The organism is Streptomyces sp. NPDC057445, assembly GCF_042802855.1.
Classification (GTDB): Bacteria; Actinomycetota; Actinomycetes; order Streptomycetales; family Streptomycetaceae; genus Streptomyces.
The window spans coordinates 62,066-78,124 of the sequence record NZ_JBHVDH010000005.1; the positions used below are offsets into that span (position 1 = coordinate 62,066).

Below are 16,059 nucleotides of genomic sequence, written 5' to 3' on the forward strand. Positions count from 1 at the left end.
CCGGCCCGGGGCGGCGCGCCCGCTCGACGGGCTACGGCCGCTGCGGGGCCGCCATCGGCAGCGAGAGCGGCCGGGCCGGTCGTCGGGTAGTGGCCGGGTCACCCTCGGCCGGTGGCGGGAACGGGTCTGCCTGTCGGACGAGAAGGACGTCAGGTGAGGTCGAACTCCCCCTCACGGGCGTTCAGGACGAAAGCACGCCATTCGGCCGGGGTGAAGATCAGTGACGGGCTCCCGGGCCTGCCGCTGTTGCGCATCGCGATGAAGCCCTCGACGAAGGCGATCTGAACGTCCCCCGCGCCCTGGGTGCCCGACTGCCAGTCGGCCTGGCTGAGGTCGAGGTCCGGCTTGTCCCAGCCCTTGAGGGGCTGCTCCGTGATGATGCTCTCGGCCACGTCCGTACTCCTCCCGGTTCGTCGTCCGCGCTCAGACTAGCGATCGTCGCCGGTCACGGACAGGCCGCGGGAGGCGGCGGAACGTAATGCCATCGACCGTTCCCTCGGCCGTCGCCTGCGGTGCGCGGCCCGTCAGTTCGCCGGGGGCTCCGCGCCGACCAGCCATATGGAGAAGAACTGCGATCCGCCTCCGTAGGCGTGACCGAGGGCCTTCCGGGCGCCGTCGACCTGATGTTCGCCCGCCTGACCGCGTACCTGGAGCGCGGCCTCGGCGAAACGGATCATCCCCGAGGCGCCGATCGGATTGGTGGAGAGCACCCCGCCGGAAGGATTCACCGGAAGGTCGCCGTCCAGCTCGGTCGCCCCTGACTCGGTCAGCTTCCAGCCCTCGCCCTCCGCGGCGAAGCCGAGGTTCTCCAGCCACATCGGCTCGTACCAGGAGAACGGTACGTACATCTCGACGGCGTCTATCTCCCGGCGCGGATCGGCGATCCCGGCCTGGCGGTAGACGTCGGCCGCGCAGTCCTTGCCCGCCTGCGGGGACACGAAGTCCTTTCCGGCGAAGAGCGTGGGCTCGCTGCGCATCGCGCCGCCGTGCATCCATGCGGCCGGCCGCGGTGAACGGGCCGCTCCGGCGCGGTCGGTGAGAATCATCGCGCAGGCACCGTCGGAGGACGGACAGGTCTCCGAGTAGCGGATCGGGTCCCACAGCATCGGTGAGGACTGCACCTTCTCGAGGGTGATGCCGTGCTCGTGCAGATGCGCGTACGGGTTCCTCAGCGCGTTGCGCCGGTCCTTGTAGGCGACGAGGGAGCCGACCGTGTCGGGCGCGCCGCTGCGGCGCATGTACGCCCGTACGTGCGGGGCGAAGAAGCCGCCGGCGCCGGCGAGGAGCGGCTGCTGGAACGGTATGGGCAGCGACAGGCCCCACATGGCGTTCGACTCGGACTGTTTCTCGAAGGCGAGGGTGAGGACGGTGCGGTGGACGCGTGCGGCGACGAGGTTCGACGCGACGAGGGCGGTGGAGCCGCCGACCGAGCCGGCCGTGTGGACACGGAGCATCGGCTTTCCGACGGCGCCGAGCGCGTCGGCGAGATACAGCTCCGGCATCATCAGGCCCTCGAAGAAGTCGGGAGCCTTGCCGATGACGACGGCGTCGATGTCCGCCCAGGTCAGCTCGGCGTCGTCCAGCGCCCGGCGGGCGGCCTCGCGGACGAGTCCGGCGATCGAGACGTCCTGGCGGGCCGCGACGTGCTTGGTCTGGCCGATACCGACGACGGCCACGGGCTCCTTACCGGACATGCGGCTCTCCTTCGAGGACGGCGACCAGGTTCTGTTGCAGACAGGGGCCGGAGGTGGCGTGGGCGAGGGCCCGGTCGGAGATTCCGCGGTGGATGCCGGCGGCGGCCTCGCCGATCCGGATGAGGCCTGCGGCCATGACGGGGTTGGCGGCGAGGGCGCCGCCGGACGGGTTGACCCTCACCCTGTCGTCGAGGTCGAGGGCCTTGCGGAGCACGACCTCCTGGGAGGTGAAGGGTGCATGCAGTTCGGCGGTGTCCACGGTGGGCGCGCCTCCCATGCCCTTGGGGCCATGGGGGCTTTCGAACGCTCCGGCTCTCTCGGCGGCGAGCCGGGTGGAGGGTGAGTCGGTGAGGTCCCGTACGCCGAGGCTGTGCGCCTCGATGCGGTGGTCCATGCCGCGGATCCAGGCAGGCCGTTCGCACAGCTCCCGTGCCCTGTCGCCGGCGGCGAGGATCACCGCTGCCGCTCCGTCCCCGATGGGCGGGCAGTCTCCTGTGCGCAGCGGGTGGACGATGTACTCACCCTGATCGCGGTGGCCGCGCAGTTGCGCGTGCGGGTTGGAGGCAGCGGCGGTGCGGCTGCGGGCGGCGATGCCGGCGAGCTCCGGTTCGCTGGTGTCGCCGGCGTCGATGAGCGCCTGGGCCTGGAGGGCGGCGAGGGCCACCGAGTCGGGCCACAGAGGCGCGGTGTAGTAGGGGTCGAGCTGGCGGGTGAGCACATCGCGGACCGAGCCCGGTGAGGACTTTCCGTAGGCGTAGACCAGCGCGGTGTCGGCCTCGCCGGTGAGGAGTTTCACCCAGGCCTCGTAGAGGGCCCAGGCGCCGTCCATCTCGACATGCGACTCGGAGATGGGCGGCCAGGCGCCGACGCCGTCGAGTGCCATGGTGAAGGAGAACGCCCGTCCGGCGAGGTAGTCGGAGGAGCCGGAACAGGTGAAGCCGATGTCGCCGGTGCGCAGCCCGGTCCGGTCGAGGACGTCGTGCAGCACCGGCATCAGCATCTCGACCTCGGAGAGCTCTTCGCTGCTGCGCCGGTGGTCGGTCTGGGAGAAGGCGACGATCGCGACGTCTCGCATGGCTACAGCAGCTCCTTGTAGGTGTCGTAGTCCGCGTCGGGTTCGCCGGTGGGCCGGTAGTGGTCGGGATGACGTCCGCTTTCGGTCCACACCGGTTCGACGCGCAGTCCCATGCGCACCTGGTCGTAGGGGATTCCGCCGATGCGGCCGTGCAGGGCGAGGCCGGCGCCGTCGAGGGCGATGTGTGCGTAGACGTAGGGCACTTCGATGGCGTCGTTCATCGCGTTCTTCGCCTTGATGTTGACGATGCAGTAGGTGGTGACCGTGCCGCGCGGGCCGACCTCGACCTGTTCGGCCGTGGCGACGCCGCAGGTGGGGCAGGCGCCGCGGGGCGGGACGTACACCTTGCGGCAGGAAGGGCAGCGCTCGCCGGTGATCCGGCGGTCCGCGAGGGCGTTGATGTGGCGGGACTGGGCACGGCCGGGGCTGTAGGTGTAGTCGAGCCGGGCCGGGGCGGTGATTCCGGTGACGGGGTTCTCGAACTCCCCGCTGTGGCCCTGTGCCACGGTGGGCTCCCCGCCTCCCGCGCAGGGTTCGAAGCAGGCGATGTCGGTGATGGCCCCGGAGCGCTCGGCCGCCCATCGGACGCGGACACGCATCCCGGTGCTCACGGCGTCGGGGCCGGGGGCGTCGAGGGCGTGGAGGAGGGCGGTGTCGGCGCCGTCCAGTTTCACCAGCACCCAGGCGAAGGGTGCCCCGAGGGGCTGGCCGCGGCGGGGGGCCGGGTTCCAGGCCCAGGTGGTGACGGTGCCGGTGCCGGCGACCTCGACCAGGTCGCGGAGCTCTTCGGCGGTCTCCGGGTCGTACTCGACGGGCGGGACCAGCACCCGGCCGCCGGCGGTCTTCACACCGAGAACGGTGCGCTCACGCAGGCCGGTGAGGAATGCGCTCTGTACGGGTCCGAGGGAGCGCGTGAACGGGAACTCGACGGTCAGGGGTGCGCGCAGCACTTCCGGTGCGGGGGCGGCTGACATGGGCGGGGCTCCGTTTCTTGCGGCCGTTTCTTGCGGCCGTTTCTGCGGCCGGCGGGAGGGTCGGTCGTCAGGCGCGCCGGAAGACCGGCGGACGCTTCTCGGCGAAGGCGCGGGCGCCCTCCTTGGCGTCCGCGGTGTCGAAGACCGGCCAGCCGCGCCCCAGTTCGGCCGCGAGCCCCTCGGTCTCCGTCATCTCGGCGGTTTCGTAGACGGACGCCTTCACGGCCTCGACGGCGAGCGGGCCACAGGCGTTGATCTGCTCCGCGACGGCCAGGGCCTTCTCCAGGGCGGCGCCGTCCGGGACGACATGGCCGACGAGCCCGATGCGTTCGGCTTCTGCGGCGGTGTACGGGCGCCCCGTCAGCAGCATCTCAAGAGCGTGTGTGCGCGGGATCTGGCGCTGGAGGCGGACCGTCGAGCCGCCGATCGGGAAGAGGCCGCGCCGGACCTCGAAGAGTCCGAAAGTGGCGCTCTCGCCCGCGACCCGGATGTCGGTGCCTTGGAGGATCTCGGTGCCGCCTGCCACGCAGGCACCCTCGACGGCGGCGATGACCGGTTTGCGGGGCCGGTGGTGGCGGAGCATCGCCTTCCAGTGGAGATCGGGGTCGGCCTTCAGCCGGTCCCGGTACTGCTCACCTTCCATTCCCTTGCCGGCGAGGGCCTTGAGGTCCATCCCCGCGCAGAAGGAACCGCCCGCGCCCGTGAGGACGACGGAGCGGACGCCGTCGTCCTCGTCGGCCTGCAGCCAGCCGTCATGGAGCCCGACGAGCATCGGCAGCGAGAGCGCGTTCTTCGCCTCGGGCCTGTTGAGCGTGAGCACCAGCGTGGCGCCCTCACGCCGCACGGTGAGGTGTTCCGTACCAGCCATGACCGTCCTCCCGTCTCACGACCTAGAACAGGTTGCAGGAGCCCGGAGTCCAGTTCAATAGTTTTCTGACAGGTAGTCAGATTTCTTGTGCGGGAGCCCTTCCCAGTTGCCTGGGACGGCGCTCTAATGACCGCTCCGAGGCAGTTGTGCGCGCGAACCGGGGTCAGGAGGACTGGTGGAGTACAACCTTGCCGACCTGTTCGAGTCGGTCGTGGACGTGGTTCCGGACCGCGAGGCGCTCGTGTACGTCGACCATCCCGGTACGGGCGCGGAGCGCCGCTTCGGCTACGCGGAGCTCGACGCGGCCGCGAACCGGATCGCCCACCACCTCGCCGGCGCCGGACTGAAGCCGGGCGAACACCTCGGGCTCCATCTCTACAACGGCGTCGAGTATCTGCAGACGCTCCTCGGCTGCCTCAAGGCCCGCATCGTCCCGGTGAATGTCAACTACCGCTATGTGGAGGAGGAGCTGGTCTACCTCTACCGCGACGCCGATCTCGCCGCTCTCGTCTTCGACGCGGAGTTCACGGAGCGGGTGGCTGCCGCCGTGCCGCAGACGCGGAAGCTGCGCCATCTGGTGCGCGTGGGGCCCTCCCCGGACGGCGCTCCCGCGCTCGACTGCCCGTCCTACGAGGAAGCGGCCGCCTCCGGTTCGCCGGAGCGCGGTTTCGGACCGCGCTCGGCCGACGACCAGTTCATCATCTACACCGGCGGCACCACCGGTATGCCGAAGGGCGTGATGTGGCGGCAGGAGGACCTCTTCTTCGCCGGGCTCGGCGGCGGCGCACCGACCGGGGAACCGGTCAAAAGGCCCGAGGAGCTCGCAGAAAGGGTCGCGGCGGCCGGTGACGGCATCACGTTCTTCCCCACTCCCCCGCTGATGCACGGTACGTCGACGCTCACCGCGTTCATCGCCTTCAACTTCGGGCAAAGGGTCGTGCTGCACCGCAAGTACGTGCCCGAGGAGGTCCTGCGCACGATGGAGAAGGAGCGGGTCACCTCCGTGTCGCTGGTCGGCGACGCGATGCTGCGCCCGCTGATCGACGCACTGAACGGACCGCTCAAGGGGACGGACCTGTCGTCGGTGTTCAGCGTCTCCTCGTCCGGCGCGATCATGTCCGAGACGGTACGGGAGCAGTTCAGGGCGCTCGCGCCGAATGTGCTGGTGCTCAACAACTTCGGGTCGTCCGAGTCCGGCTTCAACGGTACGGCGACGGACGACTCCGGCGAGGACAGGGGCTTCCGGCTGCGTGTCAACGCCCGCACCCAGGTGGTCGACCCGGTGACGTACGAACCGGTCGCCGTCGGCGAGCCGGGCCGGATCGCGCAGCGCGGCCATGTGCCGCTCGGCTACTACAACGACCCGGGAAAGACCGCAGAGACCTTCTTCCGCAAGGGCGAAGAACGATGGGTGCTGCTCGGCGACATGGCGACCGTCGACGAGGACGGCATCGTCACCGTCCTCGGGCGCGGCTCGCAGTGCATCAACACGGGCGGCGAGAAGGTCTATCCGGAGGAGGTCGAGCAGGCTCTCAAGGCCCATCCGGATGTGTACGACGCGCTGGTGGCCGGCGTGCCGGACGAGAAGTGGGGCAACCACGTGGCCGCTGTGGTGCAGCTCCAGGAAGGTGCGGGCACGCTCGACCTGGAGTCCGTCCAGGCACACTGCCGCACCCGGCTGGCCGGGTACAAGATCCCCCGGCAGCTGGTGATCACGCCGGCGATCCAGCGCTCGCCGAGCGGCAAGGCGGACTACCGATGGGCGCGGGCCGTGGCGGAGGCGGGCGGCGAGGGCTAGGGGTCTGTCGGCGGGCCCGGCCCGGGCCCGGCGGCGCGGTGAGCGTCGCCGGGCCGGGGCGCACAGCCGTGTCAGCCGCAGCGGCGGCCGGTGTTGATGCAGGTCACCGCTTGTTTCATCAGCGCGTCCGGCAGGGCGTTGATGAAGTCGCCGTGGTCGGTGACGGGCTTGTGGAGCGACTCGGGGAAACTGTCGATGGCGAAGCCGGTGGTACCGGCGAGCCCGTTGTACGTGACGCGCTGGACGAGTTGCGGGATGGCCCGGAACCCGGCGGGGCACGAGCCCCGGGCGTCGGCGAAGGCGACATGGGAACGGTGATCGGCACTGTCGGTGTTCCTGCCGTCCCAGCAGCTCTGGAACTTCGCCACCCGCACGAGATTGCTGCCCTGCGGGCAGATCGGGTACTTGTCCTTCAGCTCCACCCGGTTCTCGAATCCGGTGCAGGTGAAGCGGGCGTTGGCGTTGGCGCCGCCGTTGGCGTTGGCCTTGGCGTCCCCGGTGATGATGCGCAGGAACCGTGGCATGGCCGTCACCTTGGACCGCGGACTGCCGACGAACTGCAGCGAGACGGACGCGGGCGTCAGGATCTCGCCGATGTTGCCCTCCGCGCCGCCGCCCTGCTTGTCCGCGTCCGACTCCTGGACCCCGTCCCGGTCGCGCAGCACGGGCCAGTAGTAGGTCGACCGGTCACCGTTGGTGCAGGTCGTTCGGCTCGCTGCCAGGGACCGGTTGCTGGTGAAGCCGTTCACTCCGATGGCACCCACGTAGTCATGGGTGTGGTGGGCGCCGTTGGTGACTCCGGGGGCCACGATGACGTTGTCGGAGTTGAACCGCCCCTCTGCGTTGACACCGCACCGTGACCGGAAGGTCCCCGTGGACGCCCCGGGACCTCCCCGCGCCTTCCGCACATTCGGCCGTACGGTCGTGATGTCGACGAAGTCCTCGGGTGACGGGCCGCCCTGCGGGGCCTGTTGCCCCGTCCCCGCGGCGTCCTCTCCCCCGGCGAGGACCTCGGCCGCTCCCGGGGCACCGGTGGCGCAGGTCGCCAGACTCTGCAGGTTCCGCGGCCGCTCGGCCCCGGCCCGCTCGACCGCGATCTCGATCCGCTCCAGAGCGGCCGACCGTTTGGACCACAACGGGTCGAGAACGGTACGGGAGGACACACCGTGCTCCGCGGACAGCCGTGTGCCGGCCGACCTGACGTCCTGCTCCATCAGTCCGAGCTCCCGGCGCACCTCGGCACGGGCCCTCGGGGGAATCTCAGGAAGCCGCTTCTCGACCGAAGGGCAGACCACACCGCCGGCGCGCTGTTCACCGGAACCGCCGGCGTTGGCCACGGCATTGACAGCCACCAGCCCACCGCCGCCCAGTACCAGACCGGCCACGGCGAGCATCGCCTTTCGCCGGGTGCGGTTCGCCCTGTGCCGCTGATTCATGAAGTGGACCCGCTTTCTCCTGGGTTGCACCAGCCGTCCGGGCGGATTCCCGGACAGCCGACCCCCGTCGGCGGCTCACTCTGGCAACCGGAATCCCTTCCCGCCCTCACGAGTCCCGGAGGCGTCATGGACTCGTAAGCTCTGTTCCGGTTGAGCAAGGTCGCGCAGATGTACGTACTCCCCGGCAGGCAGCCACCTCCGGAGGACCCCCATGCCCGAAGCCGGCAGCAATGTCACCGAGCTTTTCCGCGCGTCCACGGCGCACAGTCCCTCGTACTTCACACTGAGCAGGGCGGGGGCCGCAGGGCCGGGCGGCGCACAGGGCACCGGTGCGCCGATCACGGATTTCTGCATCCCGTGCAATCCGTACTTCCCGACCCCCGAGATGTTCGGCGAGCTGGGCGGACGCCTGCGGGAGATCCTCACGTACTACCCGAGCAGTGCGGACACCATCACGGCCGAGCTGTGCTCCGTGCTCGGGCTCAACCCGCAGACCGTCGCCATGGGCAACGGCTCCACCGAACTGATCACCTGGATCGACCATCTGCTGGTGCGCGACTCGCTCGCGGTGCCGGTCCCGACCTTCGGCCGGTGGACCGACCAGCCCATGGAGACGGGCAAGCGCGTCGACATGTTCCCGCTGCCCGAGGCCAACGGATTCGCCCTCGATCCGGCCTCGTTCGTGGAGTTCGTACGTTCGCGCGGGTCGCGTACGGCTGTCATCTGCAACCCGAACAACCCGGACGGCGGCCTGCTGCCCCGGCACGGCGTCCTCGCGCTGCTGGACCAGCTCCAGGATCTGGACCTGGTCGTCGTGGACGAGTCGTTCCTCGAGTTCGCGGACGCCGAGCCGGACTCGAGCGTCGTCGCGGATGCCGTGCTGCGTCCCAACACGATCGTGCTGCGCAGCCTCGGCAAGAACTTCGGGCTCCACGGGGTCCGCTTCGGCTACCTCGTCGCCAATCCCGGTCTGGCGGGGCGGGTGCGCGCCGCGCTGCCCAAGTGGAACCTCAACTCCTTCGCGGAGACAGTGGTGTTCATGCTCAGGGAACACCGCATGGAGTACGCGCACAGTCTGCGCCTGGTGCAGCGCGACCGCCAGGAGATGATCTGGCATCTGAGCCGGCTGCCGGGCCTGACGGTGTACCCGTCACAGGGGAATTTCGTGTACGTACGGCTGCCGGAGGGCGTCGACGGGGCGGCGCTGCGCGACCGGCTGCTGGAGGAGCACGGTGTCCTGGTCCGCGAGTGCGGCAACAAGATCGGCAGTTCCAGCCGCTATCTGCGGCTCGTGGTCAGGCCGCAGGCGGATGTGCAGCGGCTGGTGGCAGGGCTGGAGCGGGCGATGTACGCGACGCACCACCCGCAGGCGCAGGCTCCGGTGCCCGCATACGCTCAGGCGCCGGTTGCGGTACCCGTGACGGGTCAGGGACCCGGTCCGATGCCCGCGCTCGCGCTGCCCTACGACGGGTCCGGCACCCCGGCGGTGGACAGGCTGATCAGAGGGGCCTGATCGACCAGGCCGTGTGGCCCCGCGCGCCGCGCCCGGAATTCGGTTGCCGGGCGCGACGGACCCTTGGTGAAGTGGCCAGATGAACCACGAGGCGGTGCTGGCGCTGTACGACCGGCAGATGCGCAAGGGCGCCCCGGCCGACGGGCCGGGTGCGCGGGTCGAGCGCACGGGACGCGTCGTTCGGCAGACCGGCGGGGACCACGGCTGGGACGGCATCCTGTGGTCGGATCTCGACGCGGACTCGGCGGACGCCGCCATCGCGGAACAGGTACGGCATTTCACCTCGCTCGGGCGCGAGTTCGAGTGGAAGCTCTACGCGCACGACCGTCCGGCCGATCTCGGCCGACGGCTGCTGGCCGCCGGTTTCGAACCGGAGCCCGAGGAGACCCTGCTGGCCGCGGAGACGAATCGCCTGCTGTCCGGTGCACGGCTGCCGGAGGGAATCGAGCTGCGTGAGGTGACGGACGCGCCGGGGGTCGAGCTTGTGGCGCAGGTCCACGAGCAGGCGTTCGGCACGGACGCCCGCCGGCTGCAGGACCGGTTGCTCGACCAGCTCTCCGCCGGCACGGGCACGGTGGTCGCGGTCGTGGCCATGGCGGGTGATGTGCCGGTGGGCTCTTCCCGGCTGGAGCTGCCCCCGGGCCGGGACTTCGCCGGTCTGTGGGGCGGTGGAACCGTGCCGGGGTGGCGCGGCCGTGGGATCTACCGTGCCTCGGTCGCTTTCCGCGCCCGCCTGGCGGCCGCCCGCGGCTACCGCTTCCTCCAGGTGGACGCGATGCCCACGAGCCGGCCGGTTCTGCGGCGTCTCGGCTTCACCGCGCTGAGCACGACGACGCCGTACCTGTACCGGCCGGGGCCGTCGGCCTGACCGCGGGCCGACGCACCACGGGCCGGGCCCGGCTCAGTCGGCCGTGCCGCTGTACCGGGTGCGCAGCAAGGCGTCGAAGACGCGGGCGCCGAGCAGCCGCCGGGTCTGTACCAGGGCCTTGGCGGCAGGGGTGATGACATAGCGGGTGCGCGGCCTGGGCTCGGTGATCGCGTGCTCGATGGCCTTGGCGACGGTCTCGGCCGGCGCGGAGAGCAGCGTGCTGCGGTAGTGGTCGGCCATCTGCCGGTCGGCGACGGCGTTGAGCCGGGCGTAGGGGCCGGACGCGCCTGCCGTTCCGGCGAGAGTGTCGGAGCCGGTCTCGCCGAACGCGGTGCGGATCAGTCCGGGCTCGACGAGACTGACCTTGATGTTGAACGGGGCCACCTCGAAGCGCAGGGCGTCGGTGAGGGCTTCGACGGCGTACTTGCTGGCGTGGTAGTAGCCGCCGACAGGGAAGACGAGGCGTCCGCCCATCGAGCCGACGTTGACGATGCGTCCCCCTCCGGCGGCGCGCATGCCGGGGAGCACCAGTTGGGTCATGCGTGCGAGGCCGAAGACATTGGTCTCGAACTGGCGTCGCACGTCGTCGAGGCCGGTTTCCTCGATGGTGCCGAACTGTCCGTAGCCCGCGTTGTTGACCAGGACGTCCACCTGGCCGTGCTCGGCGGCGACCGCGTCGACGGCGGCCTTCATCGACGACTCGTCGGTCACGTCGAGGGCGAGGGTGCGGGCACCGGCCGCGGCGAGGTCCTCGACGGCCTCGGTGCGGCGGGCGGTCGCGTACACCGTCAGCTGCGGGTGACGGGACAGTCTCCGCGCGGTCGCCCGGCCGATGCCCGACGAGGTCCCGGTGATCAGTACCGCGTGGGTCATGTCCCTCACGCAACACCACGCGGAGATATTGCACAAACGGGATGACCGTCGTGGGTGTCAGCCGGTGGACAGCCCCGCCGCAGAGCGCACCAGGGCCTCCAGGACCGGGCTGAGCAGCGGGTGGCTCTCGGCGCCGCGGCGCACCGCCGCGAAGACCCGGCGGGTGGCGGCCGGGTCCCCGACGGGGAAGACGACCGTGTCCTTCAGCTCCATGCCGCGCAGGGCGGAGCGCGGTACGAGGGCCACTCCGGCGCCCGCGCCCGCGAGGGCCACGACGGCGCGGAAGTCGTCGGACGAGTGCACGAGCCTGGGCTCGAATCCGGCGAGTTCGCAGGCCAGGAGCATGACGTCGTGACAGGGGTTGCCGGGGTAGGGGCCGATCCAGTCGCTGTCGGCCAGTTGGGCGAGCTCCACCCGGTGGCCCCCCGCCAGCGGATGGCCGCAGTGGAGGACGGCGTCGAAGGGTTCCGCGTAGAGCGGGACGCGGGCGAGCCGGCGGTCGTCCTCGCGAGGTGCTCCCCGGTATTCGACGGCGAGGGCCAGATCGGCCTCCCCGTCGAGCACCATGGGCAGGCTCTCGTCGCCCTCTGCGTCCCTGACCCGGACGCGGATGCCGGGGTGCTCGTCGGCGAGCCTTCCGATCGCGGGGGCGAGGACCTCGGCGATACCCGTCGCGAAGGCCGCCACGGTGACCTCACCGGCCGCGCCGCCCGCGTACGCGGCGAGCTCGGCCTCTGCACGCTCCAGCTGGGAGAGCACCACATGGGCGTGGGCGAGCAGGATCTCGCCCGCCGCGGTGAGACGTACGCCGCGGCCGCTGCGGATCAGCAGCGTGTGGCCGGTCTCCTGCTCCAGCGCGGCGAGCTGCTGGGAGACGGCCGAGGGAGTCAGATACAGCGCTGCGGCCGCGGCGGTCACCGTTCGGTGGTCCGCCACGGCGCGCAGTATGCGGAGCCTGCGGGGGTCGATCACCCAGCCATTGTCGCCCGGGCGTCGACGAACGCCGCCACGGCCCGCTCCACGTCCTCTGTGGAGTGCGCGGCGGAGAGCTGCACGCGGATGCGGGCCTGGCCCATCGGGACGACGGGGTACGAGAAGCCGATCACGTACACACCGCGCTCGAGAAGCAGCTCGGCCATCCGGCCCGCCTCCGCGGCGTCGCCGATCATCACGGGGGCGATGGCGTGGTCGCCCGGCAGGATCTCGAAGCCCGCCTCGGTCATCTTCGTGCGGAAGAGCGCGGTGTTCGCGGCGAGCTTCTCGCGCAGGTCACCGGCGGACTCGAGCAGGTCGAGGACCTTGAGGGAGGCCGCCGCGATGACCGGGGCGAGGGAGTTCGAGAACAGGTACGGGCGGGAACGCTGGCGCAGCAGCTCCACGATCTCCGCCCGAGCCGCGACATAGCCGCCGGAGGCGCCGCCGAGGGCCTTGCCGAGGGTGCCGGTGATGATGTCGACGCGGTCCATGACGCCGTGCAGTTCGGGGGTGCCACGGCCGCCGGGGCCGACGAAGCCGACGGCGTGCGAGTCGTCGACCATGACCATGGCGTCATAGCGGTCGGCGAGGTCGCAGATCTCGCGCAGGGGCGCCACGTATCCGTCCATGGAGAAGACGCCGTCGGTGACGACGAGGCGCCGGCGGGCGTCCTGCGTCTCCTTGAGTTGCTGCTCCAGGTCGGCGAGATCGCGGTTGGCGTAGCGGTGGCGGCGGGCCTTGGAGAGGCGGATGCCGTCGATGATGCTCGCGTGGTTGAGGGCGTCGGAGATGACGGCGTCCTCGGGGCCGAGGAGGGTCTCGAAGACGCCGCCGTTGGCGTCGAAGCAGGAGGAGTAGAGGATCGTGTCCTCCTGACCGAGGAACGCGGAAAGCCGCTGTTCCAGCTCCTTGTGGACCTCCTGGGTGCCGCAGATGAAGCGGACGGACGCCATGCCGTAGCCCCAGCGGTCCAGGGCCTCCTTGCCCGCGGCGACGACCTCGGGGTGGTCGGCGAGACCGAGGTAGTTGTTGGCGCAGAAGTTCAGCACGTCACCGGGGGCTCCACCCGCCGTGACCGCGACCGAGGCGGACTGGGGGGTGCCGATGACACGCTCGGGCTTGTGGAGACCGGCGGCGCGGATCTCGTCGAGTGTCGCGCGGAGGTCGTCGCGAACGGACGCGTACATGTGGGTGCTCCTTGGGGTGACAACAGAGGCGTGCAGGGCGAGCCGAGCCGGAATCAGGCAGTGATCAGGCGGTCCAGTCGAGGATGATCTTGCCGCTGCGGGCGGTGGCGGCCTCGTCGAAAGCCGCGTCGAAGTCCTGGTAGCCGTAGCTGCCGGTGACGACGGGGCTGAGGTCGAGCCCGCCCTCCAGGAGAACCGTCATCGCGTACCAGGTCTCGAACATCTCGCGGCCGTAGATGCCCTTGATGGTGATCATCGAGGTGACGATCTTGGACCAGTCGACGGCGAACTCCTGCGCGGGCAGACCGAGCATCGCGATCCGGCCGCCGTGGGTCATGTTGTCGATCATGTCGCGCACGGCCTCGGGGCGGCCGGACATCTCCAGGCCGATGTCGAAGCCTTCCTTGAGGCCGAGTTTGCGCTGCGCCTCGGCGATGTCGGTCTCGGCGACGTTGACGGCGAGGGTGGCACCCACCTTGCGGGCGAGTTCGAGGCGCGGCTCGCTCACATCGGTGATCACGACGTTGCGCGCGCCGGCGTGCTTGGCGACGGCCGCCGCCATCACACCGATGGGGCCCGCGCCCGTGATCAGTACGTCCTCGCCGACCAGCGGGAAGGAGAGCGCGGTGTGCACGGCGTTGCCGAACGGGTCGAAGATCGCGGCGATGTCCAGGTCGACCTGCGCGCGGTGCACCCACACGTTGGAGGCGGGGAGACAGACGTACTCCGCGAAGGCGCCGTCGCGCCCGACCCCGAGCCCGACGGTGCTGCGGCACAGATGGCGGCGGCCCGCGAGACAGTTGCGGCACTTGCCGCAGACGAGGTGCCCCTCGCCGCTGACCAGGTCGCCGACGGCGATGTCCTGGACGTCGGCGCCGGTCGCCGCCACCTCTCCGACGAACTCATGGCCGATGACGAGCGGGGTGTCGATCGTCTGCTGCGCCCAGCCGTCCCAGGAACGGATGTGGAGATCGGTGCCGCAGATGCCGGTACGGAGCACCTTGATCAGCACGTCGCCGGGGCCGTACTCGGGCTCGGGCACGTCCAGGAGCCACAGCCCGGGCTCGGCGTGCTGCTTGACAAGTGCCTTCATGGTGCGGCTCCAGGCATGGCGGGGCTGACCAGGCGCGACGCTTGATCAGTGGACGCGCACCAATCTGCCGAGATCGGACCGTTCAGTCCATCGAGGATTTCTTAAGCGGGCCGACAGCAGAACTTCACGCGCCGCCCCGTCGTGCCGCGGGACCGTTGCCGGCCTCCGTCAGATGCCGAACTCCCTGACCGCCGAGAGGAACTCCTCCGGCCGTGTCTCATGGATGAGATGTCCGGCGTCGAGGGTGACCAGCCGACCGTCGGGAATGCGTTCGGCGAGCCAGGTCAGATGCTCCTGGTTGACGTGGCTGCTCGCCCCGCCCCCGATGACGAGGACCGGTGCGGTGATGGCTCCGAGACGCTCGCGCCAGGCCGGATCGGGGGCATTGCGCTCGGCGTCGGTCGACGTCACGACGGGCCAGTCGAATGCGAGGGCACCCTCGGGCCGTGCGGCCTCGGGTCGCGGCGGGTCGAGCGGGAAGAGCGCCGGGCTGTCCTCGAGGACGAGCCGGCCGATGAGAGAGGGGTCGTCCTCGGCCAGCAGATAGGCGGCCACACCGCCCATCGAGTGGCCGATCACGGATGTGCCCTTGAGACCCAGGGCCGTGATGAAGGCGCGCAGGTCGTCGCGGAACAGCCCGAAGGAGTAGCTGCCGGGCCAGTCGCTGAGTCCGTGGCCCCGCAGATCGAGGGCGTACACCCGGTGGGTGGCGGCGAGCTGTTCCGCGATGCCCACCCATTCCCCGATGCCGCCGCCGCGGCCGTGGACGAGGACGACGGGCGGCGCGTCCGGTTCGCCCCAGATGCGGTAGGCGAGCCGCACCCCGCGGGGGGTCGTGGCGCTGTGGACATCGGGGTCGAGGAACGAGGCGACGGTACGGCGGAAGGCGCCGGGGTCGTCCAGCCAGGGATAGTGCGCGGCGCCGGCCTGCACCGCGACCTCGGCGTGCGGCAGCAGCGAGGCCGACTCCGCCGCGCGCGCGGGCGTGGGGCCGCCGTCGTACTCGCCCGCGAGCACCAGGACCGGCGCGTCCAGCGCCGACAGTGCCTTCACCGTGGCTGCCGGGTCGAAGGCGCCCTCCCCGTAGTAGAGACCCCTGGCCTGGTGGTTGGACTGGTGCGCGTCGTCGGCCGCGTGCGCCCTGGCCGTGGCGTCCCAGCGGCCGTACATGAACGGCACCATGTCGGACCAGAGGTCGTCGAGCTCTCCGCCCGCCAGGAATGCGTCCCAGGCCGCCCGGCCCGTCTCGTACCAGGGCTCGCCCTCACGCAGGGCGAGCGCGCCGCGCCAGTCCTCTTCCGTGGCTGCGACACCGAGGGCCCGGGTGCCGGGGGTGACGAGGGTCAGCGAGCGCACGCGCTCGGGGTGCGCGGCGGCGTACAGGAGGGCGAGGTTCCCGGAGGCCGAGTGCGCGAGGATGTCGGCGCGGTCGAGTCCGAGGTGTTCGCGGAGCGCCTCGACATCGCCGACGAGCCGGTCGCAGCGGTACGTCGCCGGGTCCTCCGCCATCGCGGAGTCACCGGTGCCGCGCAGATCGAGCCGTACGAGCCTGCGGTGCGCGGTGAGCCCTCCCAGGTCGCCGAAATAGGCGGAGGCACGCATCGGACCGCCCGGCAGACAGATCAGCGGCTCTCCCTCCCCCTCGACGTGATAGGCGAGTGAGGTCCCGTCGGGTCCACTGAAGGTCGGCATACCGCGATCTTCT

At 70.8% G+C, this 16,059-nt stretch carries 13 protein-coding genes and 1 pseudogene; 3 read left to right on the plus strand and 11 right to left on the minus strand.

Annotated elements, in window-relative coordinates; translation table 11 throughout:
* Positions 1–149: 149 nt before the first annotated feature.
* The 5 genes from ACFU5O_RS13725 to ACFU5O_RS13745 all read right to left on the minus strand — a co-directional run bounded on the left by ACFU5O_RS13725 (position 150) and on the right by ACFU5O_RS13745 (position 4,611).
* Positions 150–392 (minus strand): DUF397 domain-containing protein, encoded by a 243-nt coding sequence (locus ACFU5O_RS13725; RefSeq protein WP_384239800.1) that lies wholly within the window; start codon positions 390–392, stop codon positions 150–152.
* Positions 393–524: 132 nt separating this feature from the next.
* Positions 525–1,694 (minus strand): thiolase domain-containing protein, encoded by a 1,170-nt coding sequence (locus tag ACFU5O_RS13730; RefSeq protein WP_384239802.1) that lies wholly within the window; start codon positions 1,692–1,694, stop codon positions 525–527.
* Positions 1,684–2,769 (minus strand): thiolase domain-containing protein, encoded by a 1,086-nt coding sequence (locus tag ACFU5O_RS13735; protein WP_384239803.1) that lies wholly within the window; start codon positions 2,767–2,769, stop codon positions 1,684–1,686. Before ACFU5O_RS13735 ends, ACFU5O_RS13730 begins: the two co-directional genes overlap by 11 nt.
* A gap of 2 nt (positions 2,770–2,771) precedes the next feature.
* Positions 2,772–3,743: a Zn-ribbon domain-containing OB-fold protein gene (locus ACFU5O_RS13740; protein WP_384239805.1), complete on the minus strand. Its 972-nt coding sequence runs from the start codon at positions 3,741–3,743 to the stop codon at positions 2,772–2,774.
* Positions 3,744–3,810: 67 nt separating this feature from the next.
* Positions 3,811–4,611: a crotonase/enoyl-CoA hydratase family protein gene (locus ACFU5O_RS13745; protein WP_384239806.1), complete on the minus strand. Its 801-nt coding sequence runs from the start codon at positions 4,609–4,611 to the stop codon at positions 3,811–3,813.
* A 175-nt stretch (positions 4,612–4,786) separates the two neighbouring features.
* On the opposite strand from ACFU5O_RS13745, the gene ACFU5O_RS13750 reads away from it, so the two are divergent.
* Positions 4,787–6,409 carry an acyl-CoA synthetase gene (locus ACFU5O_RS13750; protein WP_384239808.1) on the plus strand — a complete coding sequence of 541 codons (1,623 nt, stop codon included), beginning with the start codon at positions 4,787–4,789 and terminating at the stop codon, positions 6,407–6,409.
* 71 nt (positions 6,410–6,480) lie between these two features.
* Here ACFU5O_RS13750 and ACFU5O_RS13755 read toward each other — a convergent pair whose 3' ends face one another.
* Complete coding sequence (locus ACFU5O_RS13755; protein WP_384239810.1) at positions 6,481–7,845, minus strand: DUF1996 domain-containing protein; 1,365 nt, start codon at positions 7,843–7,845, stop codon at positions 6,481–6,483.
* A 211-nt stretch (positions 7,846–8,056) separates the two neighbouring features.
* On the opposite strand from ACFU5O_RS13755, the pseudogene ACFU5O_RS13760 reads away from it, so the two are divergent.
* Together ACFU5O_RS13760 and ACFU5O_RS13765 are read left to right on the plus strand one after the other, a co-directional pair.
* A pseudogene (locus tag ACFU5O_RS13760) lies at positions 8,057–9,346 on the plus strand (pyridoxal phosphate-dependent aminotransferase); the annotation flags it as partial.
* A 91-nt stretch (positions 9,347–9,437) separates the two neighbouring features.
* Positions 9,438–10,226, plus strand: coding sequence for a GNAT family N-acetyltransferase (locus ACFU5O_RS13765; protein ID WP_384239812.1), 789 nt, complete (start codon positions 9,438–9,440; stop codon positions 10,224–10,226).
* A gap of 33 nt (positions 10,227–10,259) precedes the next feature.
* Here ACFU5O_RS13765 and ACFU5O_RS13770 read toward each other — a convergent pair whose 3' ends face one another.
* The 5 genes from ACFU5O_RS13770 to ACFU5O_RS13790 all read right to left on the minus strand — a co-directional run bounded on the left by ACFU5O_RS13770 (position 10,260) and on the right by ACFU5O_RS13790 (position 16,046).
* Entirely contained in the window at positions 10,260–11,099 is an 840-nt protein-coding gene (locus ACFU5O_RS13770; RefSeq protein WP_384239814.1) for an oxidoreductase, read from the minus strand.
* A gap of 57 nt (positions 11,100–11,156) precedes the next feature.
* Positions 11,157–12,071, minus strand: a complete 915-nt coding sequence (locus tag ACFU5O_RS13775) for a LysR family transcriptional regulator (protein WP_384239816.1) — start codon at positions 12,069–12,071, stop codon at positions 11,157–11,159.
* Positions 12,068–13,261, minus strand: a complete 1,194-nt coding sequence (locus ACFU5O_RS13780; protein WP_384239818.1) for a glycine C-acetyltransferase — start codon at positions 13,259–13,261, stop codon at positions 12,068–12,070. The genes ACFU5O_RS13775 and ACFU5O_RS13780 overlap by 4 nt, the downstream gene beginning before the upstream one ends.
* Positions 13,262–13,325: 64 nt before the next feature.
* The gene (gene tdh / locus ACFU5O_RS13785; RefSeq protein ID WP_384239820.1) at positions 13,326–14,354 is read right to left on the minus strand and encodes an L-threonine 3-dehydrogenase; all 1,029 of its coding nucleotides are present in this window, start codon (positions 14,352–14,354) and stop codon (positions 13,326–13,328) included.
* Between the two features lie 168 nt (positions 14,355–14,522).
* Positions 14,523–16,046, minus strand: a complete 1,524-nt coding sequence (locus ACFU5O_RS13790; RefSeq protein WP_384239822.1) for an alpha/beta fold hydrolase — start codon at positions 16,044–16,046, stop codon at positions 14,523–14,525.
* Between the last annotated feature and the right edge of the window lie 13 nt (positions 16,047–16,059).